At 59.4% G+C, this 26,297-nt stretch carries 23 protein-coding genes; 10 read left to right on the forward strand and 13 right to left on the reverse strand.

Annotated elements, in window-relative coordinates; translation table 11 throughout:
* Positions 1-18: 18 nt before the first annotated feature.
* From ACEN8E_RS21445 to sdhC, 5 genes are all read right to left on the reverse strand, one after another.
* Positions 19-2,850, reverse strand: coding sequence for a 2-oxoglutarate dehydrogenase E1 component (locus tag ACEN8E_RS21445; RefSeq protein WP_495589764.1), 2,832 nt, complete (start codon positions 2,848-2,850; stop codon positions 19-21).
* A gap of 261 nt (positions 2,851-3,111) precedes the next feature.
* Positions 3,112-3,816, reverse strand: coding sequence for a succinate dehydrogenase iron-sulfur subunit (locus ACEN8E_RS21450; protein ID WP_003223007.1), 705 nt, complete (start codon positions 3,814-3,816; stop codon positions 3,112-3,114).
* An 11-nt stretch (positions 3,817-3,827) separates the two neighbouring features.
* Complete coding sequence (gene sdhA / locus ACEN8E_RS21455) at positions 3,828-5,600, reverse strand: succinate dehydrogenase flavoprotein subunit (protein ID WP_413425351.1); 1,773 nt, start codon at positions 5,598-5,600, stop codon at positions 3,828-3,830.
* A 3-nt stretch (positions 5,601-5,603) separates the two neighbouring features.
* The gene (gene sdhD, locus ACEN8E_RS21460; RefSeq protein ID WP_495589765.1) at positions 5,604-5,972 is read right to left on the reverse strand and encodes a succinate dehydrogenase, hydrophobic membrane anchor protein; all 369 of its coding nucleotides are present in this window, start codon (positions 5,970-5,972) and stop codon (positions 5,604-5,606) included.
* The gene (sdhC, locus tag ACEN8E_RS21465; protein WP_043302324.1) at positions 5,966-6,340 is read right to left on the reverse strand and encodes a succinate dehydrogenase, cytochrome b556 subunit; all 375 of its coding nucleotides are present in this window, start codon (positions 6,338-6,340) and stop codon (positions 5,966-5,968) included. Before sdhC ends, sdhD begins: the two co-directional genes overlap by 7 nt.
* A gap of 364 nt (positions 6,341-6,704) precedes the next feature.
* Between sdhC and gltA the strand changes: the two genes are divergently transcribed.
* Positions 6,705-7,994 (forward strand): citrate synthase, encoded by a 1,290-nt coding sequence (gene gltA, locus ACEN8E_RS21470; protein ID WP_007977501.1) that lies wholly within the window; start codon positions 6,705-6,707, stop codon positions 7,992-7,994.
* A gap of 703 nt (positions 7,995-8,697) precedes the next feature.
* Here the strand turns inward: gltA and ACEN8E_RS21475 are convergent.
* From ACEN8E_RS21475 to ACEN8E_RS21490, 4 genes are all read right to left on the reverse strand, one after another.
* Entirely contained in the window at positions 8,698-10,356 is a 1,659-nt protein-coding gene (locus ACEN8E_RS21475; RefSeq protein WP_495589766.1) for a cation acetate symporter, read from the reverse strand.
* Positions 10,353-10,664: a DUF485 domain-containing protein gene (locus tag ACEN8E_RS21480; RefSeq protein ID WP_495589767.1), complete on the reverse strand. Its 312-nt coding sequence runs from the start codon at positions 10,662-10,664 to the stop codon at positions 10,353-10,355. The genes ACEN8E_RS21475 and ACEN8E_RS21480 overlap by 4 nt, the downstream gene beginning before the upstream one ends.
* 243 nt (positions 10,665-10,907) lie before the next feature.
* On the reverse strand, positions 10,908-11,759 hold the full coding sequence (locus ACEN8E_RS21485; protein ID WP_495589768.1) for a glycine betaine ABC transporter substrate-binding protein: 852 nt from the start codon (positions 11,757-11,759) through the stop codon (positions 10,908-10,910).
* 83 nt (positions 11,760-11,842) lie between these two features.
* Positions 11,843-12,013 (reverse strand): hypothetical protein, encoded by a 171-nt coding sequence (locus tag ACEN8E_RS21490; RefSeq protein WP_495589769.1) that lies wholly within the window; start codon positions 12,011-12,013, stop codon positions 11,843-11,845.
* 34 nt (positions 12,014-12,047) lie between these two features.
* Between ACEN8E_RS21490 and ACEN8E_RS21495 the strand changes: the two genes are divergently transcribed.
* Positions 12,048-13,643, forward strand: coding sequence for a glycoside hydrolase family 17 protein (locus tag ACEN8E_RS21495; RefSeq protein ID WP_495589770.1), 1,596 nt, complete (start codon positions 12,048-12,050; stop codon positions 13,641-13,643).
* Positions 13,644-13,768: 125 nt separating this feature from the next.
* On the opposite strand, the gene ACEN8E_RS21500 is transcribed toward ACEN8E_RS21495, so the two are convergent.
* Complete coding sequence (locus tag ACEN8E_RS21500) at positions 13,769-14,137, reverse strand: hypothetical protein (protein ID WP_495589771.1); 369 nt, start codon at positions 14,135-14,137, stop codon at positions 13,769-13,771.
* 225 nt (positions 14,138-14,362) lie between these two features.
* Here ACEN8E_RS21500 and ACEN8E_RS21505 point away from each other — a divergent pair, with 225 nt between their 5' ends.
* Both ACEN8E_RS21505 and ACEN8E_RS21510 read left to right on the forward strand, forming a co-directional pair.
* Complete coding sequence (locus tag ACEN8E_RS21505) at positions 14,363-15,661, forward strand: serine/threonine protein kinase (protein WP_495589772.1); 1,299 nt, start codon at positions 14,363-14,365, stop codon at positions 15,659-15,661.
* Positions 15,654-16,442 carry an MlaA family lipoprotein gene (locus ACEN8E_RS21510; protein ID WP_495589773.1) on the forward strand — a complete coding sequence of 263 codons (789 nt, stop codon included), beginning with the start codon at positions 15,654-15,656 and terminating at the stop codon, positions 16,440-16,442. The genes ACEN8E_RS21505 and ACEN8E_RS21510 overlap by 8 nt, the downstream gene beginning before the upstream one ends.
* 126 nt (positions 16,443-16,568) lie before the next feature.
* Here ACEN8E_RS21510 and ACEN8E_RS21515 read toward each other — a convergent pair whose 3' ends face one another.
* Positions 16,569-17,483 (reverse strand): DUF808 domain-containing protein, encoded by a 915-nt coding sequence (locus tag ACEN8E_RS21515; RefSeq protein ID WP_495589774.1) that lies wholly within the window; start codon positions 17,481-17,483, stop codon positions 16,569-16,571.
* Between the two features lie 134 nt (positions 17,484-17,617).
* On the opposite strand from ACEN8E_RS21515, the gene ACEN8E_RS21520 reads away from it, so the two are divergent.
* Entirely contained in the window at positions 17,618-18,226 is a 609-nt protein-coding gene (locus ACEN8E_RS21520; RefSeq protein ID WP_015096199.1) for a TetR/AcrR family transcriptional regulator, read from the forward strand.
* Between the two features lie 111 nt (positions 18,227-18,337).
* Here the strand turns inward: ACEN8E_RS21520 and ACEN8E_RS21525 are convergent, their stop codons facing one another.
* Both ACEN8E_RS21525 and ACEN8E_RS21530 read right to left on the reverse strand, forming a co-directional pair.
* Positions 18,338-18,796 carry an REP-associated tyrosine transposase gene (locus ACEN8E_RS21525; RefSeq protein ID WP_495589775.1) on the reverse strand — a complete coding sequence of 153 codons (459 nt, stop codon included), beginning with the start codon at positions 18,794-18,796 and terminating at the stop codon, positions 18,338-18,340.
* A gap of 196 nt (positions 18,797-18,992) precedes the next feature.
* A complete protein-coding gene (locus ACEN8E_RS21530; protein WP_495589776.1) occupies positions 18,993-19,433 on the reverse strand; it encodes a GlcG/HbpS family heme-binding protein in 441 nt (146 codons plus the stop codon).
* Between the two features lie 268 nt (positions 19,434-19,701).
* Between ACEN8E_RS21530 and gcl the strand changes: the two genes are divergently transcribed.
* From gcl to pyk, 5 genes are all read left to right on the forward strand, one after another.
* A complete protein-coding gene (gene gcl / locus ACEN8E_RS21535) occupies positions 19,702-21,477 on the forward strand; it encodes a glyoxylate carboligase (RefSeq protein WP_008020595.1) in 1,776 nt (591 codons plus the stop codon).
* Positions 21,478-21,615: 138 nt separating this feature from the next.
* Positions 21,616-22,398, forward strand: coding sequence for a hydroxypyruvate isomerase (gene hyi, locus ACEN8E_RS21540; RefSeq protein WP_495589777.1), 783 nt, complete (start codon positions 21,616-21,618; stop codon positions 22,396-22,398).
* 156 nt (positions 22,399-22,554) lie between these two features.
* Positions 22,555-23,448 (forward strand): 2-hydroxy-3-oxopropionate reductase, encoded by an 894-nt coding sequence (locus tag ACEN8E_RS21545; RefSeq protein ID WP_495589778.1) that lies wholly within the window; start codon positions 22,555-22,557, stop codon positions 23,446-23,448.
* Positions 23,449-23,606: 158 nt separating this feature from the next.
* Complete coding sequence (locus ACEN8E_RS21550; protein WP_495589779.1) at positions 23,607-24,887, forward strand: glycerate kinase type-2 family protein; 1,281 nt, start codon at positions 23,607-23,609, stop codon at positions 24,885-24,887.
* Entirely contained in the window at positions 24,877-26,292 is a 1,416-nt protein-coding gene (pyk, locus tag ACEN8E_RS21555) for a pyruvate kinase (RefSeq protein ID WP_495589780.1), read from the forward strand. Before ACEN8E_RS21550 ends, pyk begins: the two co-directional genes overlap by 11 nt.
* The last annotated feature ends 5 nt before the right edge of the window (positions 26,293-26,297 follow it).

A 26,297-nucleotide genomic window follows, 5' to 3' on the forward strand; every position in this document is an offset into this window, starting at 1 on the left:
TTCAGGTGCGCGAAGGCGTTAAACAGTAAAGGCGTCTTGCAGCAGTTTTTCCTGCTGTTCGGCGTGCATCGATGCGTAACCACATGCAGGTGCAGCAGAAGCCTCACGGCCCGCGTACTCGAGTACGAGAGACTTGTTGAGGGTGCTGATGCTGCGACGCAAGTGGTGTTGGCTGCAGTACCACGCACCCTGGTTCATCGGCTCTTCCTGACACCAGACGGCATGCTTGGCGTTGGTGTAAGGAGCCAGGACTTCTTTCAAGTCGTCCTCAGGGAATGGGTACAGCTGCTCGATACGCACGATGGCGATGTCGTCACGACCTTCGGCACGGCGTTTTTCCAGCAGGTCGTAGTAGACCTTGCCGCTACACAGAACAACGCGCTCGACCTTTTTCGGGTCCTGGGCATCGATTTCCGGGATCACGGTCTGGAACGAACCTTCGGCCAGATCTTCCAGCGTCGAGATGGCCAGCTTGTGGCGCAGCAGCGACTTCGGAGTCAGGACTACCAATGGCTTGCGCAGCGGGCGGATCACCTGACGGCGCAGCAAGTGGTAGATCTGCGCCGGCGTCGTCGGCATGCACACCTGAATGTTGTGCTCGGCGCACAGCTGCAGGTAACGCTCCAGACGAGCCGAGGAGTGCTCCGGCCCCTGACCTTCATAACCGTGCGGCAGCAGCATGGTCAGACCGCACAGACGGCCCCACTTGTGCTCGCCACTGGTGATGAACTGGTCGATAACCACCTGGGCGCCGTTGGCGAAGTCGCCGAACTGGGCTTCCCAGATAACCAGGGCATTCGGCGTGGTGGTCGAGTAACCGTACTCGAACGCCAATACCGCTTCTTCGGACAGGAACGAGTCGTACAGGTCAAAACGCGGCTGACCGTCGTACAGGTTCTGCAGCGGGATGTAGGTGCCCGCGTCTTTCTGGTTGTGCAGGACAGCATGGCGGTGCGAGAACGTACCGCGGCCGATGTCCTGGCCGGTCATGCGGATCGGGTGACCTTCGAACGCCAGGGTCGCGTACGCCATGGTTTCGGCGTAACCCCAGTTGATCGGCAGGCCGCCTGCTTGCATTTTCTGGCGGTCTTCGTAGATCTTGGCAACCTGGCGCTGAACCACGAAGCCTTCCGGGATTTCCAGCAGCTTGGCGGACAGTTCCTGCAAGGTCTTGAGGTCGAAGCGAGTGTCGTGACGAGCAGTCCAGGCGTGGCCCAGATAAGGACGCCAGTCCACGAACAACTCTTTGTTCGGCTCTTTGACCAGGCTTTTCACTACGTGCAGACCATTGTCCAGCGCGTTGCGATAGTCGTCGACTTTCGCCTGAACGCGCTCTGCATCCAGCACACCGCCCTGGGTCAGACGATCGGCATACAGCTCACGGGTGGTGCGCTGCTTGGTGATCTGCTGATACATCAGAGGCTGCGTACCGCTTGGCTCGTCGGCCTCGTTGTGGCCGCGACGACGATAGCAGACCAGGTCGATCACCACGTCACGCTTGAACTGCATGCGGTAGTCGATGGCCAGCTGGGTCACGAACAGTACGGCTTCCGGATCATCACCATTCACATGGAGGATCGGCGCCTGGATCATTTTCGCAACGTCGGTCGCGTACTCGGTGGAGCGCGAGTCCAGCGGGTTGCTGATGGTGAAACCGACCTGGTTGTTGATCACGATGTGCACGGTACCGCCGGTCTTGAAACCGCGGGTCTGCGACATCTGGAAGGTTTCCATGACCACGCCCTGACCTGCGAACGCAGCGTCACCGTGGATGGAGATCGGCAGAACCTTCTCGCCGGTCGGGTCGTTACGACGATCCTGACGGGCGCGAACCGAACCCTCGACCACCGGGGATACGATTTCCAGGTGGGACGGGTTGAACGCCATGGCCAGGTGAACTTCACCGCCGGTGGTCATCACGTTGGACGAGAAGCCCTGGTGGTATTTCACGTCACCGGAACCCAGCTCGACCTTCTTCTTGCCTTCGAACTCGTCGAACAGCTCGCGCGGGTTCTTGCCGAAGGTGTTGACCAGCACGTTCAGACGGCCACGGTGGGCCATGCCGATGACGATTTCCTTGGTGCCGTAGGAACCGGAACGCTGGATCAGCTCGTCAAGCATCGGAATCAGGCTCTCGCCGCCTTCCAGACCGAAACGCTTGGTGCCCGGGTATTTGGTGCCCAGGTATTTTTCCAGGCCTTCGCCGGCGGTCACGCGCTCGAGCAGGTGGCTCTTGATGTCGGCGGAGTACGTCGGACGACCGCGCACGCTTTCCAGACGCTGCTGGAACCACTGGCGCTGCTCGGAATCGGTGATATGCGTGAATTCAGCGCCGATGGTGCGGCAATATGTCTGCTGCAACGCTTCATGAATTTCGCGTAGGCTCGCTTCCTCTTTGCCGATGAACAGGTCGCCGGCACGGAAGGTCGTATCAAGATCGGCATTGGTCAAGCCGTAATGATTGATCGACAGGTCTGCAGGTGCAGGACGCTGCCACAGCCCCAGCGGGTCAAGCTGGGCTGCCTGGTGGCCACGCATACGGTAGGCCTGGATCAATCGCAGCACTTCAACTTGCTTCTTCTCGTGCTCACTGCTCACGCTGCCGGCGGAAACCGGTTGGGCGCGGCGCTGGTTCTTTGCCAGCAAGACGAAATGATCGCGAATTGTGGAGTGCGAAACATCGGTGGCAGAGTTGCCGTCAGCAGGCAACTTCTGGAAGTAGGTGCGCCACTCTTCTGGCACAGCGTTAGGGTCGTGCAGGTAGAGCTCGTAAAGCTCTTCCACATAGGCAGCGTTACTACCGGATAGGTAGGCACTGTTCCACATGCGCTGCATCACGCTTTCTTGCATGCTTGGTCACCCTCGGTTAGGGGAACACCATCGGTGTCGACACCGAGCAAACTTGCAGAAGTCCGAATGCAGCGACCAAAACAAGCCACTAGGATCACACTGATAGTCCGGGTACCAGCCCGGATGCCCCTGCTTGTCTCATTTCTTCAAAATAAGAGCCGCAGCCTTTTAAGCTGCTGCTCAGGTTAAAACTACGGCGCCGGTTGAAGCCTGCGCCGCAGCATCTACGGGTACAGCGGTTCTACGGGTACAGCAGCTGAATCACACGCCGCTCGAGAGCAACATGTTACGGATGTGACCGATGGCCTTAGTCGGGTTCAGGCCTTTCGGACATACGTTGACGCAGTTCATGATCCCGCGGCAGCGGAATACGCTGAACGGGTCATCCAGCGAAGCCAGACGCTCGGATGTCTTGGTATCACGGCTGTCTGCCAGGAAGCGGTACGCTTGCAGCAGGGCGGCCGGACCCAGGAACTTGTCCGGGTTCCACCAGAAGGACGGGCAGGAAGTCGAGCAGCAGGCGCACAGGATGCACTCGTACAGACCGTCCAGCTTTTCACGCTCTTCAGGGGACTGCAGACGCTCGATGGCCGGAGCCGGCGTGTCGTTCTGCAGGTAAGGCTTAACCTTCTCGTATTGCTTGTAGAAGATGCTCATATCGACGACCAGGTCACGGATAACCGGCAAACCTGGCAGAGGACGAACGATCAACTTGTTACCTTTTACGACAGCGGACAGCGGCGTGATGCACGCCAGACCGTTTTTGCCGTTGATGTTCATGCCGTCGGAACCGCAAACACCTTCACGGCAAGAGCGACGATAGGAGAAACCTTCGTCCTGCTCTTTGATCAGGGCCAGCACATCCAGCACCATCAGGTCTTTACCACCGGTATCGACCTGGAATTCCTGCATGAACGGCGCGGCGTCCTGATCAGGGTTGTAGCGATAAACACTGACTTGCAACATGGCGGTCACCCTTAATAAGTCCGGACTTTAGGTTCGAAAGTCGGAACAGTCTTCGGCGAGAAGTTCACGGCACGCTTGGTGACGCGCTTGTCACCCGGGAAGTACAGGGTGTGGCACAGCCAGTTTTCGTCGTCACGGTCTTCGAAGTCTTCACGGGCGTGAGCACCACGGGACTCCTTGCGAACTTCAGCGGCGATAGCGGTAGCTTCGGCCACTTCCAGCAGGTTTTGCAGTTCCAGCGCTTCGATACGTGCAGTGTTGAACGCCTGCGACTTATCGTTGATCTTCACGTTGGCAATGCGGGTACGCAGCTCAGCCAGCTGGGCGATACCCTTCTGCATGTATTCGCCGGTACGGAATACACCGAAGTAGTTCTGCATGCAGCTTTGCAGCTCGCGACGCAGGGTAGCGACGTCTTCGCCGTCGGTACGGTTGTTCAGTGCGTTCAGGCGCGACAGTGCAGCTTCGATATCGGCTTCGGTAGCGTCATCGTATTCGATGCCGTCGGTCAGAGCCTTCTCCAGGTGCAGGCCGGCAGCGCGGCCGAATACCACCAGGTCGAGCAGCGAGTTGCCGCCCAGACGGTTGGCACCGTGTACCGATACGCAAGCCACTTCACCTACCGCGAACAGACCAGGAATGATCTTGTCCACGCCTTCGGCGTCCTGGGTGATCGCCTGGCCATGAATGTTGGTGGCAACGCCGCCCATCATATAGTGGCAAGTCGGAACAACCGGAACCGGAGCGACAACCGGGTCAACGTGCGCGAAAGTCTTCGACAGTTCGCAGATGCCTGGCAGACGGCTGTGCAGCACTTCCTCGCCCAGGTGGTCGAGTTTGAGCATCACGTGGTCACCGTTCGGACCGCAACCGTTACCGGCGATGATCTCTTTAACCATCGAACGGGCAACCACGTCACGACCGGCAAGGTCCTTGGCGTTCGGAGCATAACGCTCCATGAAACGCTCGCCGTGCTTGTTGATCAGGTATCCACCTTCACCACGGCAGCCTTCTGTAACCAGTACACCGGCGCCGGCGATGCCGGTCGGGTGGAACTGCCACATTTCAATGTCTTGTACCGGTACGCCGGCACGCAGCGCCATGCCAACGCCGTCACCGGTGTTGATCAGGGCGTTGGTGGTCGAAGCGTAGATACGACCTGCACCGCCGGTGGCCAATACGGTGGCTTTCGCGCGGATGTAGGTGGTTTCACCGGTTTCGATGCAGATCGCGATCACACCGACGAACTCGCCTTCGCCGTTCTTCACCAGATCGACAGCGTAGTACTCGTTCAGGAACACGGTACCGGCTTTCAGGTTGCCCTGATAAAGGGTGTGCAGCAGCGCGTGACCGGTACGGTCGGAAGCGGCGCAAGTACGGGCAGCCTGCCCGCCTTTACCGTAATCCTTCGACTGACCGCCGAATGGACGCTGATAGATACGACCTTGCTCGGTACGCGAGAACGGCATGCCCATGTGGTCCAGCTCGTAAACGGCAGCCGGGCCTTCCTGACACATGTATTCGATAGCGTCCTGGTCACCGATGTAGTCGGAACCCTTGACGGTATCGTACATGTGCCAGCGCCAGTCATCGTTCGGGTCGGCGGACGCGATTGCGCAGGTGATGCCGCCCTGGGCGGATACAGTGTGCGAACGGGTCGGGAAAACCTTGGTGATCACGGCAGTCTTGTGACCGCCCTGTGCCAGTTGCAGCGCTGCGCGCATGCCGGCACCGCCACCACCAATAATGATGGCGTCGAAAGAAATCGTTGGAATGTTAGCCATGACTCAGATACCCCAGAGAATCTGCACACCCCAGACGAAGTAAGCGAACATCGCAACGCCGCATACTGCCTGGAAAAGGAAACGCACAGCCGTCGCGGACTTGCCCAGCGCCATTGGCGTCAGGTAGTCGGTCGCGATGGTCCACATGCCGACCCAGGCGTGAGCGCCGAGGGCAACAAGGGCCAGGAGGCTGAAGATACGCATCCCGTTATGGGCGAACAGTTCATGCCACTGGGCGTACTCGAGGCCAGGGTGGGCCACGACGTATCCGATCAGGAAAATGAAGTAAGCCGCGAGAACGACCGCAGAAACGCGCTGCGCCATCCAGTCATAGAGGCCCGAACGCGACAGGTTCGTGACGTTAGTTACCATATCCAAACTCCTGCCAGAACGATTACCACCACGGAAACGGCGATAACGATTTTCGAGCCCAGCTTGCCGCCTTCCAGCGTCTCGCCGATGCCCATGTCCATGATCAAATGGCGCACACCGGCTACCAGGTGATACAGCAGAGCGGACAGGATGCCCCAAATCACTAGCTTGGCTAGCGGACTGGTCAGACACGCTTTCACCTGACCGAAGCCTTCCTCGGAGCTCAGCGACTTGTCCCATGCGTAAAGCATGATGGCAAGGCACACGAAGAGGATGACACCGGAAATACGGTGAAGAATGGACGTGTAAGCAGTGACTGGGAGTTTGATGGTCCTTAGGTCTAGGTTTACAGGTCGTTGGCTTTTCACGGCTTTTTTTTCACACTGAAGAGCCCCTAACAATCAGGGCAAAGTTGTTGGGGAGTGCACTGGTCAGGTAACCACCACCCAGGGATGCGACCCCCAATGAAAGCAAGCCCAAAAGCCCTTGGCGGTCGGTGGCCGAGTATAGACAGTTAGGCTACTAATGACAACGCAAACACCTAACCCAAACAGCTGATTGCACATCTTGAATAAAAGGCGTAAATGGCAGTCAATTTCGAGGAAAAAGTCCGGTTAAAGCCTTCTGGAGCAAGACTTTAGGCAAATTGACATTCGAATTTATCTCACTATAGTGGTGCGGGCCCTGCGTGGGGGGTCTGTCTGATGATTTCAAGCATAAATAGGAGGCCACATGGCTGACAAAAAAGCGCAGTTGATCATCGAGGGCGCAGCCCCCGTCGAGCTGCCCATTTTAACCGGCACCGTTGGTCCCGATGTTATCGATGTTCGGGGCCTGACGGCCACGGGCCGTTTCACTTTTGACCCAGGCTTCATGTCGACCGCCTCGTGCGAGTCGAAGATCACCTATATCGACGGCGACAACGGCATTCTGCTGCACCGCGGCTACCCGATCGAACAGCTGGCTGAAAAGTCGGACTACCTGGAAACCTGCTATCTGCTGCTCAACGGCGAACTGCCGACCGCAGAACAGAAGGCCCAGTTCGTCAGCACCGTGAAGAACCACACCATGGTTCACGAGCAGCTGAAGACCTTCTTCAACGGCTTCCGTCGCGACGCCCACCCGATGGCCGTCATGTGCGGCGTAGTCGGCGCCCTCTCGGCGTTCTACCACGACTCCCTGGACATCAATAACCCGCAGCATCGCGAAATCTCCGCGATCCGCCTGGTTGCCAAGATGCCGACCCTGGCCGCGATGGTTTACAAGTACTCCATGGGCCAACCCATGATGTACCCGCGCAACGACCTGTCGTACGCGGAAAACTTCCTGCACATGATGTTCAATACCCCGTGCGAGATCAAACCGATCAGCCCGGTGCTTGCCAAGGCCATGGACCGGATCTTCATCCTCCATGCCGACCACGAGCAGAACGCCTCGACGTCCACCGTGCGTCTGGCGGGCTCTTCGGGTGCCAACCCGTTCGCCTGTATCGCCGCCGGTATCGCCGCACTGTGGGGCCCTGCCCACGGCGGTGCGAACGAGGCCGTACTGACCATGCTTGATGAAATCGGCGATGTTTCGAACATCGACAAGTTCATCGCCAAGGCCAAGGATAAGAACGATCCGTTCAAACTGATGGGCTTCGGTCACCGCGTTTACAAAAACCGCGACCCGCGCGCCACAGTGATGAAGCAGACCTGCGACGAAGTATTGAAGGAACTGGGCATCCAGAACGATCCGCAACTCGAACTGGCCATGCGCCTGGAAGAGATCGCCCTGACCGACCCGTACTTCATCGAGCGTTCGCTGTACCCGAACGTCGACTTCTACTCGGGGATCATCCTCAAGGCGATCGGCATTCCAACCAGCATGTTCACCGTGATCTTCGCCCTGGCGCGGACCGTCGGCTGGATCTCCCACTGGAAAGAAATGCTCTCCAGCCCGTACAAGATCGGCCGTCCGCGCCAGTTGTACACCGGCTACGAGTCGCGTGACATCACCAAGCTGGAAGACCGCAAGTAAGAGTTTTCTTGCTGTAGCGTGTTGAGTTGTACCGGGAACGGCCTCTTATATAGAGGCCGTTTTTGTTTTCCTTTTTTAATTGTGTACATATCCGTTATTCAGGTAACGGCGGCTTATGGTTCCGCTTTTACAGCGGATCACTTGGAAAGGCCTGTAGGAGCGAGCTTGCTCGCGAAAAACGCCGGGACACCGCGGGGATTCAGACAGCCCGCGTCATCGTTGACGTCCATCGCGAGCAGGCTCGCTCCTACAGAAGAAAAGAGCAGGCCGAGCGTTAGCTCGCCTGCCGCTCTTGATCTTGATCCACCCGCCCCCTCGGCAGGCTGAGCGGAGGTGTTTATCCGGGGAATGGCGCGCAACGCCGTGCGGCGAAGCCGCACACATTGCAGGGAGGTGCAGCGAAGCCGACCGGAGGGCAATGCCCCCGGATGAATACCGGAGCGAAGGAACCCTGAGCCTTGGCGAGGGGCCGGACGTTCGGGGCGAGCGTTTTTTTTGCTTACTTTTTTTGAGGCGTTTGCCAAAAAAAGTGAGTCGCCGTCAGGGCGAAACCGCCAGCCGCCGTTACCCAAATAATGGATATGTACTCAGTCAATTGGGTACACCCACCAAATTCCGGTCGATTATCGCCCAACAAAAATGCCCCGATCTCTCGACCGGGGCATTGGATGTCAGTGCAACTTATATATAAAACCTTGAAGACTTAGTGCGAAACCGCCCCACTCGCCCCCAACCCAGTCTGCGAACGAACAAACTGCGGGAAGAACAACGCCCGCTCATTGTCAGCCGCCGTGGACTTGTCAGTAACCGAGAAGAACCAGATCCCGACAAAGGCAATCATCATCGAGAACAACGCCGGATACTCATACGGGAAGATGGCTTTCTCGTGATGCATGATCTGCACCCAGATGGTCGGGCCAAGGATCATCAGGCCTACCGCACTGATCAGCCCCATCCAGCCGCCGATCATCGCACCGCGAGTGGTCAGCTTTTTCCAGTACATCGAAAGCAGCAGCACCGGGAAGTTGCAGCTCGCCGCGATGGAGAACGCCAAGCCCACCATGAACGCAATGTTCTGGCTTTCAAACAAGATGCCCAGAATGATGGCCAGCACACCCAGGGCAACGGTGGTGATCTTCGAAATACGAATCTCATCCTTCTCGTTGGCCTTGCCCTTCTTGATCACGCTGGCATACAGGTCGTGGGACACCGCCGAAGCACCAGCCAGGGTCAGGCCGGCCACTACCGCCAGAATGGTCGCGAACGCCACCGCCGAGATGAAGCCCAGGAAAATGCTGCCACCGACCGCATTGGCCAGGTGCACCGCCGCCATGTTGTTACCACCGAGCAACGCGCCGGCCGCGTCTTTGAAGGCCGGGTTGGTGCTGACCAGCAGGATCGCGCCGAAACCGATGATGAAGGTCAGGATGTAGAAGTAGCCAATGAAGCCGGTTGCGTACAGCACACTCTTGCGAGCTTCCTTCGCGTCACTCACGGTGAAGAAGCGCATCAGGATATGCGGCAGACCCGCAGTACCGAACATCAGTGCCAGGCCGAGGGAGAACGCCGAAACCGGATCCTTCACCAGACCGCCCGGGCTCATGATCGCCTCACCTTTAGGGTGAACCTTGATCGCCTCGGAAAACAGGATGTTGAAGTCGAAGTTGACGTGTTTCATCACCATCAGCGCCATGAAGGAAGCGCCGGACAGCAGCAGAACAGCCTTGATGATTTGCACCCAGGTGGTCGCCAGCATGCCGCCGAACAACACGTAAAGGCACATCAGCACACCCACCAGGATCACCGCGACGTGATAGTCGAGGCCGAACAGCAGCTGGATCAGCTTGCCCGCACCGACCATCTGGGCGATCAGGTAGAACGCCACCACCACCAGCGAACCGCAGGCGGACAGTGTGCGGATCTGGGTTTGCCCCAGGCGGTAGGACGCCACGTCGGCAAAGGTGTATTTACCCAGGTTACGCAGGCGCTCGGCAATCAGGAACAGAATGATCGGCCAGCCCACCAGGAAGCCGATCGAATAGATCAGCCCGTCATAACCGGAAGCGAACACCAGCGCGGAAATCCCCAGGAACGAGGCGGCCGACATGTAGTCGCCGGCAATCGCCAGGCCGTTCTGGAACCCGGTGATCTTGCCACCCGCCGCATAGTAGTCGGCAGCCGACTTGTTGCGCTTGGAGGCCCAGTAGGTAATGCACAGGGTGGCCCCCACGAACACAACGAACATCAGGATCGCGGCGACGTTGAGAGGTTGTTTATGCACTTCACCGGTCAGGGCGTCAGCCGCCCAGGCGCCCGGTGCAAAAGCCGCGATGCTCAATAGAGCCAGTAGACGCCGGATCATTGCTGAGCCTCCTTGAGAATCGCATTGTTCAGGTCGTCAAACTCGCCATTGGCACGTCGTACGTAGACACCGGTCAGGACGAAGGCCGAAACAATCAGCCCGACGCCAATCGGTATGCCCCAGGTAATCGAAGACTCGGGACTGATTTTCGTCCCCAGCACTTGCGGCCCGTAAGCGATCAAAAGGATGAATGCGGAGTAAAGCCCTAGCATGACCGCCGAAAGAATCCAGGCGAATCGTTCCCTCTTGCTAACCAGCTCCTTGAAGCGCGGGCTGTTTTGAATCGAGAGGTAAATGCTGTCGTTCATTGTTTTTATCCTCGCAGCACAGATTTAGTTGGAACGGTATCCACTCTATGCGGCTGCGGGACAGGTTCCAGACGACCTTAGTCTTAGAACCACAAGGCGTTTTCGCCAATCTCCAGCACGCCATAAACAAGTATGGGAGCGAGCCTGCTCGCGAAGGGGCCATAACATTCAACATCATTGTTGTCTGTTACACCGCCTTCGCGAGCAGGCTCGCTCCCACAGGGTCAAGCGCGCTCTTTGCTATTACTTGGTCCAGTCAGCAACACGCTCAGGGTGTTTGGCAATCCAATCCTTCGCGGCGGCGTCAGGCTTGGCACCATCCTGAATCGCCAGCATGACCTGACCGATTTCGTCCTTGGATTCCCACTGGAAGTTCTTCAGGAACTTGGCCACTTCCGGCGCCTTGGCTTCCAGGCCTTTGCTGCCGATGCTGTTCACGGTTTCAGCCGCGCCGTACACGCCTTTAGGATCTTCGAGGAAGCGCAGCTTCCACTTGGCAAACATCCAGTGCGGCACCCAACCGGTCACGGCGATGGATTCGTTTTTCTTCTCGGCACGGGTCAGCTCGGCAATCATGCCGGCGCCGGAACTGGCCTTGTTTTGATACCCGGTCAAGTCGTAGTCCTTGATGGCCTGATCGGTCTTGATCATCACACCTGAACCTGCGTCGATGCCGACGATGCGTTTCTTGAAGCTGTCGTCGGTTTTCAGGTCCTCGATGGACTTGGCTTTGACGTACTCCGGCACGATCAGGCCGATTTTCGCGTCCTTGAAGTTCGGGCCGTAATCGACGACCTGATCCTTGTTCTTCGCCCAGTATTCGCCGTGGGTCACCGGCAGCCAGGCCGACAGCATGGCGTCGAGTTTGCCGGTGGCCACGCCCTGCCACATGATCCCGGTAGCGACCGCTTGCAGCTTCACGTCATAGCCGAGTTTCTGTCTGATCACCTCTGCGGCCACGTTGGTCGTGGCGACACTGTCCGACCAGCCGTCGACATAACCTAAAGTCACTTCCTTACCGGCGGCACTGGCCACGGTAGCGCTGATCGCCAGCACCAAAGCGGCACCTGCGCCCAAGAGTCGTCGCATCTTCATCGTTACTTCCCCGAAAGTGCTGCGCTCGACGGTTGCCGAGTCGCTTAAACGTATTGTTATGGTGCACAGCGCCCCCATCACGCCTAACCGCAAACTCGTTCGAACATCAGCGGAGTACTGACGCCTTCGATAATCAACCTGACGCTCATCGCGACCTGCTCTACCAGCGACCTCAAGGCATCGAGAAACGACATCAGAACGCCATTAATCTTCAACGCGACCAACGCACCGCAGGCTCCGCCCGAACTTTGCATGTCAAAATCATGCAGGCCACCAAGCACGCGATAAATGCAGGTAACATGCGCCGCTTTGTTCCCACACGGCCTGACCATGTCCGCGACATCACGCTTTCCTTTTCCTGCTTATCTATTCGCCTGCCTGCTGGGGCTTTTTGCCCTCGGTGGCTTCTGGTACGGCATTGGCAAACCGGTGATCCTGCCGGATGTCGCCAGCGCCACGCACAAGCTGCAATGCGCGTCCTACACGCCGTTCGACAAAGACCAATCGCCGTTCGACGTGCCATTCAACCTGCGCCCCGAGCGCATGGACGCCGACCTCGCGCTGCTGTCCAAAAGCTTCGAATGCATCCGTACCTATTCCATGACCGGCCTCGAAGCCCTGCCGGACCTGGCGCGCAAGCATGGCTTGAAGCTGATGATCGGCGCCTGGGTCAACAGCAACCCGGTGGACACCGAAAAAGAAGTCGACCTGCTGATCGCCTCGGCCAACGCCAACGCGGATGTGGTGAGCGCGGTGATCGTCGGCAACGAAACCCTGTTGCGCAAAGAAGTCACCGGTGCGCAATTGGCGAAGCTGATCAACAAGGTCAAAAGCCACGTCAAACAGCCTGTCACCTATGCCGACGTCTGGGAGTTCTGGCTCAAGCACCCGGAAATCGCTCCCGCCGTGGACTTCCTGACCATCCATTTGCTGCCGTATTGGGAAGATGACCCATCGAACATCGACGCAGCCCTTCAACATGTGGCCGAAGTACGCCAGGTGTTCGGCAACAAGTTCGCGCCCAAGGATGTACTGATCGGCGAAACCGGCTGGCCAAGCGAAGGTCGCCAGCGCGAAACGGCCCTGCCGAGCCGGGTCAACGAAGCCAGGTTCATTCGTGGTTTTGTCGCCATGGCCGAACAACAGGGCTGGCACTACAACCTGATCGAAGCCTTCGACCAACCGTGGAAACGCGCCAGCGAAGGTGCTGTCGGGGGTTACTGGGGATTGTTCGATGCCGATCGCCAGGACAAGGGCGTACTGGCCGGGCCAGTGACAAACGTACCCTACTGGTCGCAATGGCTGGCGGTGGGCGGATTGATCTTCATCGGCACGTTGCTGCTTGGCGGCCGGGTTCGCACGACGCGCTCGGCGCTGGTGCTGCCCCTGCTCGGTGCATTGGCGGCGTGCTCGATCGGCGCCTGGGGTGACCTGGCGCGGGTTACCACGCGTTTTACCAGTGAGTGGCTGTGGGTCGCGTTGCTGACTGCGCTGAATCTGCTCGTGCTGGCCCATGCCGCGCTGACATTGAGCCCTCGCAGCGGTTGGCGCGGACAGGCATTCAACTTGCTCGAACGCCGTGCCGGCTGGCTGGTGGCAACGGCAGGTTTCGCGGCAGCCGTGATGATGCTGGAACTGGTGTTCGACCCGCGCTACCGCAGCTTCCCGAGTGTCGCGTTCATCCTGCCGGCGCTAGTGTATCTGTGCCGCCCGGTGAATGTGCCGCGCCGCGAGATCGCGTTGCTGACCTTCATCATCGGCGCCGGCATTGCGCCGCAGCTGTTCCGTGAAGGCTTGCAGAATCAGCAGGCCTGGGGCTGGGCGCTGGCGAGTGGATTGATGGTTGCGGCGTTGTGGCGTTGCTTGCGGGTTCGCACAGTTTGATTCTTTAGCGACTCTGCCGGCCTCTTCGCGAGCAGGCTCGCTCCCACAAAGTCCTTCAGCGAACATAATTTTTGTGTTCGACAACGATCAAATGTGGGAGCGAGCCTGCTCGCGAAGACTGACTATCAGGCGTTAAGAGAAGCCCTGACCAACCGCAACCCCGCAATCACCACCGCAAACACCGCCAGCGTCGTGTTGTACAAAGCCAGCGCCGGAAACCCGAACGCCAGCGCCAGCACCGCCAGCCACCAGCCTGCCCGCCCCGGCACGACAAAGCCCAGGATCGCCGCGCCCAGCGCAGCCCAGCCCAGAACCGCGAAGTGGATCATCAGCCCCAGGTTCGAACGCACCTGGCATTCCCAGCGGCTTGCTTCATCCACGCAAATGCCGACCCACTGCGCATCCTCCATGAAGCCAAAACGCGCGCCATAACTGGCGGCCAGCCATGCCGGCAGCAACACAAGCAGCAAAATCACGGGCAAACGGCGGGACATGTAACACTCCAAAAGGCGAAAAACGGCGGCCAGCTTAATCGCACGACAGCCTTGCGCAAGCACTAACAACTGTTAACTGGCCATTCAATCGCTGCAAAGTGTATCGTCCAGCTACTATTACTTCGAAATCAGGCCAGTTTGGTGTCGATGCGTGGCACTTTGGCGCAATTCCAGCGGTCATAGCCTGCGAAATTCATTCGGCACCTTCCTCTAAGGGATTTAGTCATGCTCCGTTCCTTGCGCTTCGCCGCCCTGTTTAGCGGCCTTATATTGAGTGCGTCCGCACTGGCGGTCGAGATTGACGCCGCCAGTTATGGCTACCCCCTGACCAACCCGTTCGAGGCGACCATCGCGACCACGCCGCCGGACCTGCGTCCGGAGCTGCCCCTGGACGATGACATCGATCAGGCGGTGCGCAGCGTCACCTTGCGTCCGGAACGGGAATTCGATTTGCCGGATAATTTCTGGGCGGTCAAGAAACTCGACTACCGCATTGCCACGCAGGATCACGCCGCGCCGCTGATTTTCCTGATCGCCGGCACCGGTGCGCGCTATGACGCCAGCCTGAACGAATACCTGAAGAAGCTCTATTACAAAGCCGGCTACCACGTGGTGCAGCTGTCATCGCCCACCAGCTATGACTTCATGAGTGCTGCATCGCGCTTCGCCACGCCGGGCATTTCCAAGGAAGACGCCGAAGACTTGTACCGTGTGATGCAGGCCGTGCGGGCACAGAACCCAAAACTACCGGTCACCGATTACTACCTGACCGGGTACAGCCTGGGTGCACTGGATGCCGCTTTCGTCTCGCACCTGGATGAAACCCGCCGCAGCTTCAACTTCAAGAAAGTCCTGCTGCTCAACCCGCCAGTCAACCTCTACACCTCGATCACCAACCTCGACAAGCTGGTCCAGACCGAGGTCAAGGGCATCAACAACAGCACCACGTTCTATGAACTGGTGCTGAACAAACTGACCCGCTACTTCCAGCAAAAGGGCTACATCGACCTCAACGACGCCCTGGTCTATGACTTCCAGCAGTCCAAACAGCAGCTGAGCAACGAACAGATGGCCATGCTGATCGGCACCTCGTTCCGCTTTTCGGCGGCCGACATTGCCTTCACTTCGGACCTGATCAACCGTCGCGGCCTGATCACCCCGCCCAAGTTTCCGATTACCGAGGGCACCAGCCTCACGCCATTCCTCAAGCGCGCATTGCAATGCGACTTCGACTGCTACATCACCGAACAGGTGATCCCGATGTGGCGCGCCCGCACCGACGGCGGCAGCCTGCTGCAACTGATTGACCAGGTAAGCCTGTACGCACTGAAGGACTATCTGCACGAAAGCCCGAAAATTGCCGTGATGCACAACGCCGATGACGTGATCCTCGGCCCTGGCGACCTGGGCTTCCTGCGCAAGACCTTCGGTGATCGCCTGACTGTTTACCCGCTCGGTGGCCACTGCGGCAACATTAACTACCGCGTCAACAGCGACGCCATGCTGGAGTTCTTCCGTGGCTAAATATCTCCTGCTTTTCGCAGCGTTACTCTGTGCAGGCGTCGCCAATGCCGACAACAGCAAAGCCAACGCTCCCGTGGTCGTCGACAGTGACGGCTTCAAGGAACCGTTGAGCAAACTCAAATTCAACCCGGGCCTGGATCAGCGCGAGTTCGAGCGCTCGACGCTCAGCGCACTGGCGGTCTACGATCCGCTGGAAGAGTGGAACCGGCGCGTGTATCACTTCAACTACCGCTTCGACCAATGGGTGTTCATGCCGGTGGTCAATGGTTACCGCTATGTCACCCCGAGCTTCCTGCGTACCGGTGTCAGCAACTTCTTCAACAACCTGGGCGACGTCCCCAACCTGTTGAACAGCCTGCTGCAACTCAAGGGCCAGCGCTCGCTGGAAACCACCGGGCGACTGCTGCTCAACACCACGATCGGCATCGCCGGCCTGTGGGATCCGGCCACCGCCATGGGCCTGCCGCGCCAAAGCGAAGACTTCGGCCAGACCCTGGGCTTCTACGGTGTACCGGGCGGCGCTTACTTCGTCCTGCCGATCCTCGGTCCGTCGAACCTGCGTGACACCGGCGGCCTGGCGGTGGATTTCACCGCCGAGAACGCAATCAACTTTCTCAACGTCGCCGAGGTCAGCTCCAACCATCCGGAAGTCTGGATCCTGCGCAGCATCGACAAGCGCCACCAGACCAGCTTCCGCTATGGCCAGCTGAACTCGCCGTTCGAGTACGAGAAAGTACGCTACGTGTACACCGAAGCGCGCAAGTTGCAGATCGCTGAGTAAATAGCCCCCCAAAAAGCACTGTGGGAGCGAGCCTGCTCGCGAAAGCGGTCTGTCAGTCAATGTTGATGTCGACTGACACTCCGTCTTCGCGAGCAGGCTCGCTCCCACATTTGCCTGGTGTTGGCTTTAGCCTTTGAGCGTTTTCCAGATTTTGCTGACAGCCATCACCCCCACCAGCACCACCGCCCCCGCCACAATCCCCGCCGCCCCATTGAGCAACGTTGGCACGATAAACCCGGCACCGCCCGCCGCCGCACCGACACTTTCGATCCAGTGATGCACCACCGGCACGCCGTGGGTCAGGATGCCACCGCCGACCAGGAACATCGCCGCAGTGCCAATCACCGACAGGCTTTTCATCATGTACGGTGCCGCACGCAAAATCCCGCCACCGATGCTCCTGGCCAGCTGGCCAGACTTCTGGGTCAGCCACAGCCCCAGATCATCGAGTTTGACGATGCCGGCGACCAACCCGTAGACACCGATGGTCATGACGATGGCGATCCCCGACAGCACGATGACCTGCTGGCTCAGCGCCGACTCGGCCACGACGCCAAGGGTGATGGCGATGATTTCTGCCGAGAGAATGAAATCGGTACGGATCGCGCCTTTGATCTTGTCCTTTTCAAACGCCACCAGATCCACTGCCGGGTCTGCTACCGCCTCGACCAATTCGGCATGTTCAGCCTGATCTTCAGCCTTGCTGTGCAGGAACTTGTGGGCGAGCTTTTCGAACCCTTCGAAGCACAGATACGCACCGCCGAGCATCAACAGCGGCGTGACCAGCCACGGAATGAACGCACTGATGGCCAGCGCTGACGGCACCAGGATCAATTTATTGATGAACGAACCCTTGGCGACCGCCCAGACCACCGGGATTTCCCGCTCGGCCCGCACGCCACTGACTTGCTGGGCATTGAGTGCCAGGTCGTCACCGAGTACGCCGGCCGTTTTCTTGGCGGCCATTTTGGTCATCAATGACACGTCGTCCAGCACGGCCGCGATGTCGTCGATCAGCACCAGCAAACTGCTTCCTGCCATGAATCGGGTTTCCTTCTGCAATGAATGCGCAGCAGCATAGCGCGGCATCAAGGGCTGCGGTGCATTCTTGAGCGCCGCGCGAGGCCGGTGATACCATGCGCAACCGCCAGAACAGGCAAGGAATCACCTGGGTTATGAGCACTATCCGCGAGCGCAACAAACAACTGATCCTGCGTGCCGCCAGTGAGGAATTTGCCGACAAAGGCTTCGCTGCGACCAAAACCAGTGACATCGCAGCCAAGGCGGGATTGCCCAAGCCCAACGTCTACTACTACTTCAAATCCAAGGAAAACCTCTACCGCGAGGTTCTGGAAAGTATCATCGAGCCAATCCTGCAGGCTTCGACACCGTTCAATCCGGATGGCGAACCCGGTGAAGTGCTCAGCGGCTACATTCGCTCGAAAATCCGCATCTCCCGCGACCTGCCTTTCGCCTCCAAGGTGTTCGCCAGCGAAATCATGCACGGCGCCCCCCACCTGAGCAGCGATCTGGTCGAACAGCTCAATGGTCAGGCCAAACACAACATCGAGTGTATCCAGACCTGGATCGACCGCGGGCAAATCGCCCCCATCGACCCCAACCACCTGATGTTCAGCATCTGGGCCGCGACCCAGACCTACGCCGACTTCGACTGGCAGATCACCGCCATTACCGGCAAGGCCAGGCTGGATGAAGAGGATTACGAAGCGGCGGCGCAGACGATTATCCGGTTGGTGCTCAAGGGGTGTGAGCCGGAGCGGTAGACCGCGGCGCGGCTATTCGCGAGCAGGCTCGCTCCCACACTGGATCTTCAGTACCCACCAATCTACTGTGGGAGCGAGCCTGCTCGCGAATGAAGGCGACTCGGTTTCCGCTCAAACCCAAACAGCATCCCATAACGGATAGTCACCCAACTTCTCGACCAAGCCAGCCCGTAGCGGGTTGGCCACGATGTATCGAGCCAGCTTTACCAAATCTTCCTCACGGCGTAGTGCTCGATCATGAAATCCTTGCTGCCATAGGCTGATCCTGCGACCAGTGGACCTATTCACAGCTTTGGTACTCAGTGATTTTGTCCTTTGCATCAGCCCACTCAGTGATCCTCGCTGCAGTTCGATCAACCAATGAAAGTGATCAGGCATGACCACCCAGGCGAGTGATTTAGCAAAGCCTTGATCCTGCGCTGCGCGAAACTGTGAGACGACCAATCTGCCCGAAGTAAAATCGTTGAAAACAGGCTTTCTATCGAGTGTGTTGGTGGTCAGCAGGTAAATCCGGTTGGCTTCAGCGTAGCGACCGACCCGAAGTCGATGTGAAGCGGATAATTCTGGCATTCCTTTGCCCTTCTCCTGAGGAAGTCATGAAAAAGGCTAGACCGGCGACTACCAAAGGAAGTGGCAAACTTTTAGCTGGATGTGTCAGGGGAAATGCCTTCGCGAGCAGGCTCGCTCCCACAGAAATCATCTGAGCAACAGGGATCCATTGTGGGAGCGAGCCTGCTCGCGAAAGCGGTGGTTCAGTCAGCGCAAATCAAGCCGCCACCCCCGCATCCGCCACCAACCCCAACGCCTCGATCGCATTGATCGCGCACTGCTCATCCACATCGGACAGATCACCGCTGATCCCCACCGCCCCCAACACGTTCCCCTCCTGATCCCGAACCAGTACACCACCCGGTGCCGGCACGACGCTGCCCTGCCCCAGGCTGTTCAACGCGGCGATAAACGCCGGGCGTTGCTGGGCGTCCAGCGCCAGCAGGCGTGAGCCCTTGCCCAGCGCAATGGCGCCCCAGGCCTTGCCGATGGCGACATGCGGGCGCAACAGGCTGGCGCCGTCTTCGCGTTGCAGGGTGATCAGATGCCCGCCGGCATCCAGTACCGCAATGGTCAAGGGCGCTGCCGAGATGGCCCGCCCCGCACTGATGGCCTCGTTGACCAGGTTGACTGCGACTTTCAAGGTTAAAGCGCTCATGGTGCCGTCCTCATTTTGTTTTTCGGAAAGCCGTTGGGCTGCGCCGTTGTGCCGCAGCCCGATGCAACAAATAGAACACAATGAATTATTTTTTTGTATACAATAATTCTCGAAAAGCGCCACATGCGACGAAAAGCCACAGTAGATTGGGCTTCCGACGAATGAAACGAGCGCTTGAGAAAATGGATTGACCTGCGCCGTCCGCCGTGAATACACTCTGCGCAAAGCCACTTGTATACAATTACAAAACGTAAAGAGGCACAAAACCATGAGCAAAATGAGAGCAATCGAAGCCGCCGTTCTGGTGATGCGCCGTGAAGGGGTCGATACCGCTTTTGGCATCCCGGGTGCCGCCATCAACCCGCTGTACTCCGCCCTGCAAAAGGTCGGCGGCATCGATCACGTACTCGCTCGCCACGTTGAAGGCGCCTCGCACATGGCCGAGGGCTACACCCGCACCAAGGCCGGCAACATCGGCGTGTGCATCGGCACTTCCGGCCCTGCCGGCACCGACATGGTCACCGGGCTCTACAGCGCCTCGGCCGACTCGATTCCAATCCTCTGCATTACTGGCCAGGCACCCCGCGCCCGTATGCACAAGGAAGACTTCCAGGCTGTCGACATCACCAGCATCGTCAAGCCGGTAACCAAGTGGGCAACCACCGTTCTGGAACCGGGCCAGGTGCCTTACGCGTTCCAGAAAGCCTTCTACGAAATGCGCTCCGGCCGTCCAGGCCCGGTGCTGATCGACCTGCCGTTCGACGTGCAGATGGCCGAGATCGAATTCGACATCGACGCTTACCAGCCACTGCCGCTGGCCAAGCCAACCGCTAGCCGCGTCCAGGTCGAGAAGGCTCTGGCCTTGCTGGATCAGGCAGAACGCCCATTGCTGGTAGCCGGTGGCGGCATCATCAATGCCGACGCCAGCGATCTGTTGGTGGAGTTCGCCGAGCTGACCGGTATTCCGGTTATCCCGACCCTGATGGGCTGGGGCACCATCCCGGACGATCACCCGCTGATGGTGGGCATGGTTGGCTTGCAGACCTCGCACCGCTATGGCAACGCGACCATGCTGAAGTCGGACGTGGTGTTGGGCATCGGTAACCGTTGGGCCAACCGTCACACCGGTTCGGTCGACGTGTACACCGAAGGCCGCAAGTTCATTCACGTCGACATCGAAGGCACTCAGATCGGCCGCGTGTTCACCCCGGACCTGGGCATCGTGTCCGACGCCGCTGCCGCGCTGACCGTGTTCATCGAAGTCGCTCGCGAATGGCAAGCCGCCGGCAAACTGAAGAACCGCAGCGCCTGGCTGCAAGACTGCCAGCAGCGTAAAGCCAGCCTGCAGCGCAAGACTCACTTCGACAACGTGCCGGTCAAGCCGCAACGCGTCTACGAAGAAATGAACCAGGTGTTCGGCAAAGACACCTGCTACGTCAGCACCATCGGTCTGTCGCAGATTGCCGGCGCGCAGTTCCTGCACGTCTACAAGCCGCGTCACTGGATCAACTGCGGTCAGGCCGGCCCGTTGGGCTGGACCATTCCGGCAGCGCTGGGCGTGGTCAAGGCTGATCCGAACCGTAAAGTCGTGGCCCTGTCGGGGGACTATGATTTCCAGTTCATGATCGAGGAGTTGGCGGTGGGTGCGCAGTTCAAGCTGCCGTACATTCATGTTGTGGTGAACAACTCGTACCTGGGCCTGATCCGTCAGGCGCAGCGCGGTTTCGACATGGACTACTGCGTTCAGCTGTCCTTCGACAACCTCAACGCCCCTGAACTCAACGGTTACGGTGTCGACCACGTCGCGGTGGCCGAAGGCCTCGGCTGCAAGGCGCTGCGCGTGTTCGAACCGGCTCAGATCCAGCCTGCCCTGCGCAAGGCTCAGGAACTGATCGAGGAGTTCAAGGTTCCAGTGATCGTCGAGATTATTCTGGAGCGCGTGACCAACATTTCCATGGGTACCGAGATCAACGCCGTCAACGAATTCGAAGACCTGGCGCTGGTCGGCGACGACGCACCGACTGCGATTTCGTTGCTTGATTGATAGCTGACCGCTCTCCCTGTGGGAGCGAGCCTGCTCGCGAAGACTGCTTCATATCCAACAAGGATATTGGCTGATACACCGCTTTCGCGAGCAGGCTCGCTCCCACAGGGGATCTGCACATATTTACGGGAGACCACCATGCCGCGTTTCGCAGCCAACCTGTCCATGCTGTTCACCGAACAGGACTTTCTTGCCCGTTTCGAAGCGGCCGCCAAAGCCGGCTTCAGTGGTGTCGAATACCTGTTCCCGTACGACTTCAGCTCTGCCGAAATCAAGGCCCAGCTCGACGCCAACGGTCTGACTCAAGTGTTGTTCAATCTGCCGGCCGGTGACTGGGCCAAGGGCGAACGCGGTATCGCGTGCCTGCCGGATCGGGTTGAAGAGTTCCGCACCGGGGTCGACCTGGCCATCGCTTACGCACAAGTGCTGGGCAACACCCAGGTCAACTGCCTGGCCGGCATTCGTCCGCAGGGTTTTGACGATGCCACCGTGGAGAAAACCTTCGTCGCCAACCTCAAGTACGCAGCCGACAAGCTGCAAGCGGCGGGCATCAAGCTGGTGATGGAAGCGATCAACACCCGTGACATTCCAGGCTTCTACCTGAACAACACGGCGCAAGCCCTGTCGATTCGCGAGCAGGTCGGCAGCGCCAACCTGTTCCTGCAATACGACATCTATCACATGCAAATCATGGAAGGCGATCTGGCCCGCACCCTGCAATCGCACCTGGGCGAGATCAACCATGTGCAGCTCGCGGACAACCCGGGGCGCAACGAACCAGGTACCGGTGAAATCAACTACCGCTTCCTGTTCGAACACCTGGACCGCATCGGTTATCAGGGTTGGGTCGGTTGCGAGTACAAGCCGCTGACCACCACTGAAGCGGGCCTTGGCTGGCTGAAGACCCATAACGCTATCTGACGCAATTCCCCTTGTGGGAGCGAGCCTGCTCGCGAAGAGGCCAGCACATCCGACATCTGTGGTGCCTGGCACACCGCTTTCGCGAGCAGGTTCGCTCCCACAAAAAAGCAGTCCCCTATTTGGTTGAAGCAGCAATAAAAACAAGAGGATTTTCTCATGGCTAAAATCGGATTTATCGGCACCGGCATCATGGGCCACCCAATGGCAGCGAACCTGCAGAAAGCCGGTCACAGCCTGTTCCTGTCGGCCCACCACGACCCTGCACCTGCCGACCTGGTCGCCGCTGGCGCCGTCGCTCTGGCGACCCCGAAGGAAGTGGCCCAGGAAGCCGAATTCATCATCGTCATGGTGCCGGATACCCCACAGGTCGATGACGTGCTGTTCCGCGCCGACGGCGTTGCTGCCGGTGTTGGCAAAGGCAAAGTGGTGATCGACATGAGCTCGATCTCGCCGACCGCCACCAAGGCTTTCGCTGCAAAGATCAACGAAAAAGGCGCGCAATACCTCGACGCCCCGGTCTCCGGCGGTGAAGTCGGCGCCAAGGCTGCGACCCTGAGCATCATGGTCGGCGGCGATGCCGACGCCTTCGAACGCGCCCTGCCGCTGTTCCAGGCCATGGGCAAGAACATCACCCTGGTCGGTGGCAACGGCGACGGTCAAACCGCGAAAGTGGCCAACCAGATCATCGTGGCCCTGAACATCCAGGCCGTGGCTGAAGCCCTGCTGTTCGCTTCGAAAAACGGTGCCGATCCAGCCAAGGTGCGTGAAGCACTGATGGGCGGTTTCGCCTCCTCGAAGATCCTCGAAGTGCACGGCGAGCGCATGATCAAGGGCACCTTCGATCCGGGCTTCCGCATCAGCCTGCACCAGAAGGACCTGAACCTGGCCCTGCAAGGCGCCAAAGAGCTGAACATCAACCTGCCGAACACCGCCAACACCCAGCAAGTGTTCAGCACCTGTGCGGCCATCGGTGGCAGCAACTGGGACCACTCGGCGCTGATCAAGGGCCTGGAACACATGGCGAACTTCTCGATTCGCGACAAGAAGTAAGCCCTACTCCAAACCGCATCAAACCTGTGGGAGCGAGCCTGCTCGCGAAAGCGGCCTAACATTCAACAGATCTGTTGACTGACACTCCGTCTTCGCGAGCAGGCTCGCTCCCACTGGGTCCGCGACAAACCCAATAACAAGAATTCCGGGAGCCCGCCATGTCGGTCGATCCGCAACAATTGCTGCGCGAGCTGTTTGCCACAGCCATCGACGCGGCGCATCCGCAACAAGTGCTCGAAGCCCATCTGCCTGCCGACCGCAGCGGCCGCGTGATCGTCATTGGTGCCGGCAAAGCCGCAGCCGCCATGGCCCAGGTGGTCGAGCGCTGCTGGCAGGGTGAAGTGTCCGGGCTGGTGGTGACCCGTTACGGTCACGGCGCCCCTTGCGAAAAAATCGAAGTGGTCGAAGCCGCGCATCCGGTCCCGGACGCTGCCGGCCTGGCCGTGGCCAAGCGTGTGCTGGAACTGGTCAGCGATCTCAGCGAAAACGACCGCGTGATCTTCCTGCTCTCCGGTGGTGGCTCTGCCCTGCTGGCATTGCCGGCCGAAGGCATCACCCTGGCCGACAAGCAGTCGATCAACAAAGCCCTGCTCAAGTCCGGCGCAACCATTGGCGAGATGAACTGCGTGCGCAAGCACCTCTCAGCGATCAAGGGCGGCCGCCTGGGCAAAGCCTGCTGGCCTGCCACGGTCTACACCTATGCGATTTCCGATGTACCGGGCGACCTCGCCACGGTCATCGCCTCTGGCCCTACCGTGGCCGACCCGAGCACGTCGGCCGAAGCGCTGGCGATCCTCAAACGCTACGCCATCGAGGTTCCGGCCTCGGTGCGCAACTGGCTGCAAAGCCCTGAATCGGAAACCGTCAAACCCGGTGACCCGAGCCTGGCACGCAGTCATTTCCAGTTGATCGCCCGCCCGCAACAATCCCTTGAAGCGGCGGCGGTGAAATGCCGTCAGGCCGGGTTCAGTCCGCTGATCCTCGGCGACCTCGAAGGCGAATCCCGCGAGGTGGCGAAAGTCCACGCCGGCATCGCACGACAGATCGTCCTGCACGGTCAGCCGCTGGCGGCGCCCTGCGTGATTCTCTCGGGCGGTGAAACCACCGTCACCGTGCGCGGCAATGGCCGCGGCGGGCGCAACGCCGAGTTCCTGCTGAGCCTGACCGACAGTCTCAAGGGCCTGCCCGGCGTCTACGCGCTGGCCGGCGACACCGACGGCATCGACGGTTCGGAAGACAACGCCGGCGCAATCATGACCCCGGACAGCTATGCCCGTGCTGCGGCGCTGGGCCTGAGCGCCAGCGACGAGTTGGACAACAACAATGGCTACGGCTACTTCGAGGCACTCGACGCCCTGATCGTCACAGAGCCGACCCGTACCAACGTCAACGACTTCCGCGCCATCCTGATCCTTGAGAGCACTAACCATGACGCCTGACAAAAAGGTCAAAATCCTCGCCACCCTGGGTCCGGCCATCGACGGCATCGACGAAATCCGTGAACTGGTGCGGGCCGGGGTCAATATCTTCCGGCTGAACTTCAGCCATGGCGATCACGCCGACCACGCCCAGCGTTTTCAGTGGATTCGTGAAGTCGAGCGCCAGCTCAATTATCCATTGGGCATTCTGATGGACCTGCAAGGCCCGAAACTGCGGGTCGGCAAGTTCGCCGAAGGCAAGGTGCACCTGATCCGTGGCCAGGCCTTGCGCCTGGACCTCGATGCCACGCCAGGCGATGAGCGCCGGGTCAACCTGCCACACCCGGAAATCATCGCCGCGCTGGAACCGGGCATGGACCTGCTGCTGGACGACGGCAAGCTGCGCCTGCGCGTCGTGACCAAGTACGCCGACGCCATCGACACCACCGTGCTCAATGGCGGCGAACTCTCGGACCGCAAAGGCGTGAACGTGCCGCAAGCGGTACTCGACCTGAGCCCGCTGACCGCCAAGGATCGTCGCGACTTGACCTTCGGTCTGGAGCTGGGTGTGGACTGGGTGGCGCTGTCATTCGTACAACGTCCCGATGACATCCGCGAGGCCCGTACCCTGATCGGCGACAAGGCCTTCCTGATGGCCAAGATCGAGAAGCCCTCGGCCGTCGAACAACTGCGCGAGATCGCTGAATTGAGCGATGCGATCATGGTTGCCCGTGGCGACCTGGGTGTGGAAGTGCCGGCCGAAAGCGTGCCGCAGATTCAGAAGAACATCATCAGCACCTGCCGCCAGCTCGGCAAACCGGTGGTGGTGGCGACCCAGATGCTGGAGTCGATGCGCTTCTCACCGGCGCCCACCCGCGCCGAAGTCACCGATGTGGCCAACGCCGTGGCCGAAGGTGCGGACGCGGTGATGCTGTCGGCGGAAACCGCGTCCGGCGAATACCCGCTCGAAGCCGTGCAGATGATGAGCAAGATCATCCGCCAGGTGGAAAACGGTCCGGACTATCAGACTCAACTCGACGTCAGCCGACCGAAAGCCGAGGCGACGGTTTCCGACGCGATCAGCTGCGCCATTCGTCGCATCAGCAACGTGCTGCCGGTGGCGGTGCTGGTGAACTACAGCGAGTCCGGCGCATCGAGCCTGCGTGCGGCGCGGGAGCGACCGACGGTGCCGATCCTCAACCTGACACCGAACCTGCAGACCGCCCGTCGCCTGAGCGTGGCGTGGGGTGTGCACTCGGTGGTCAACGATCGCCTGCGTCAGGTCGATGAAGTCTGCTCGACGGCACTGGAGATTGCCCAGGCGCAAGGTATGGCGCAGCGTGGCGACACGTTATTGATCACCGCCGGTGTGCCCTTTGGGCAGCCGGGATCGACTAACTCTTTGCGCATTGAGACGTTGATTTAGCGCCC

The organism is Pseudomonas sp. Pseusp9 (assembly GCF_059491265.1).

Excerpts from the sequence above, each read along its gene's own strand:
- ACEN8E_RS21445 (WP_495589764.1), bottom strand. The coding sequence starts at position 2,850 with ATGCAAGAAAGCGTGATGCAGCGCATGTGGAACAGTGCCTACCTATCC.
- ACEN8E_RS21450 (WP_003223007.1), bottom strand. The coding sequence starts at position 3,816 with ATGTTGCAAGTCAGTGTTTATCGCTACAACCCTGATCAGGACGCCGCG.
- sdhA (WP_413425351.1), bottom strand. The coding sequence starts at position 5,600 with ATGGCTAACATTCCAACGATTTCTTTCGACGCCATCATTATTGGTGGT.
- sdhD (WP_495589765.1), bottom strand. The coding sequence starts at position 5,972 with ATGGTAACTAACGTCACGAACCTGTCGCGTTCGGGCCTCTATGACTGG.
- gltA (WP_007977501.1), top strand. The coding sequence starts at position 6,705 with ATGGCTGACAAAAAAGCGCAGTTGATCATCGAGGGCGCAGCCCCCGTC.
- ACEN8E_RS21475 (WP_495589766.1), bottom strand. The coding sequence starts at position 10,356 with ATGATCCGGCGTCTACTGGCTCTATTGAGCATCGCGGCTTTTGCACCG.
- ACEN8E_RS21480 (WP_495589767.1), bottom strand. The coding sequence starts at position 10,664 with ATGAACGACAGCATTTACCTCTCGATTCAAAACAGCCCGCGCTTCAAG.
- ACEN8E_RS21485 (WP_495589768.1), bottom strand. The coding sequence starts at position 11,759 with ATGAAGATGCGACGACTCTTGGGCGCAGGTGCCGCTTTGGTGCTGGCG.
- ACEN8E_RS21490 (WP_495589769.1), bottom strand. The coding sequence starts at position 12,013 with ATGCAAAGTTCGGGCGGAGCCTGCGGTGCGTTGGTCGCGTTGAAGATT.
- ACEN8E_RS21495 (WP_495589770.1), top strand. The coding sequence starts at position 12,048 with ATGCAGGTAACATGCGCCGCTTTGTTCCCACACGGCCTGACCATGTCC.
- ACEN8E_RS21500 (WP_495589771.1), bottom strand. The coding sequence starts at position 14,137 with ATGTCCCGCCGTTTGCCCGTGATTTTGCTGCTTGTGTTGCTGCCGGCA.
- ACEN8E_RS21505 (WP_495589772.1), top strand. The coding sequence starts at position 14,363 with ATGCTCCGTTCCTTGCGCTTCGCCGCCCTGTTTAGCGGCCTTATATTG.
- ACEN8E_RS21515 (WP_495589774.1), bottom strand. The coding sequence starts at position 17,483 with ATGGCAGGAAGCAGTTTGCTGGTGCTGATCGACGACATCGCGGCCGTG.
- ACEN8E_RS21520 (WP_015096199.1), top strand. The coding sequence starts at position 17,618 with ATGAGCACTATCCGCGAGCGCAACAAACAACTGATCCTGCGTGCCGCC.
- ACEN8E_RS21525 (WP_495589775.1), bottom strand. The coding sequence starts at position 18,796 with ATGCCAGAATTATCCGCTTCACATCGACTTCGGGTCGGTCGCTACGCT.
- ACEN8E_RS21530 (WP_495589776.1), bottom strand. The coding sequence starts at position 19,433 with ATGAGCGCTTTAACCTTGAAAGTCGCAGTCAACCTGGTCAACGAGGCC.
- gcl (WP_008020595.1), top strand. The coding sequence starts at position 19,702 with ATGAGCAAAATGAGAGCAATCGAAGCCGCCGTTCTGGTGATGCGCCGT.
- hyi (WP_495589777.1), top strand. The coding sequence starts at position 21,616 with ATGCCGCGTTTCGCAGCCAACCTGTCCATGCTGTTCACCGAACAGGAC.
- ACEN8E_RS21545 (WP_495589778.1), top strand. The coding sequence starts at position 22,555 with ATGGCTAAAATCGGATTTATCGGCACCGGCATCATGGGCCACCCAATG.
- ACEN8E_RS21550 (WP_495589779.1), top strand. The coding sequence starts at position 23,607 with ATGTCGGTCGATCCGCAACAATTGCTGCGCGAGCTGTTTGCCACAGCC.
- pyk (WP_495589780.1), top strand. The coding sequence starts at position 24,877 with ATGACGCCTGACAAAAAGGTCAAAATCCTCGCCACCCTGGGTCCGGCC.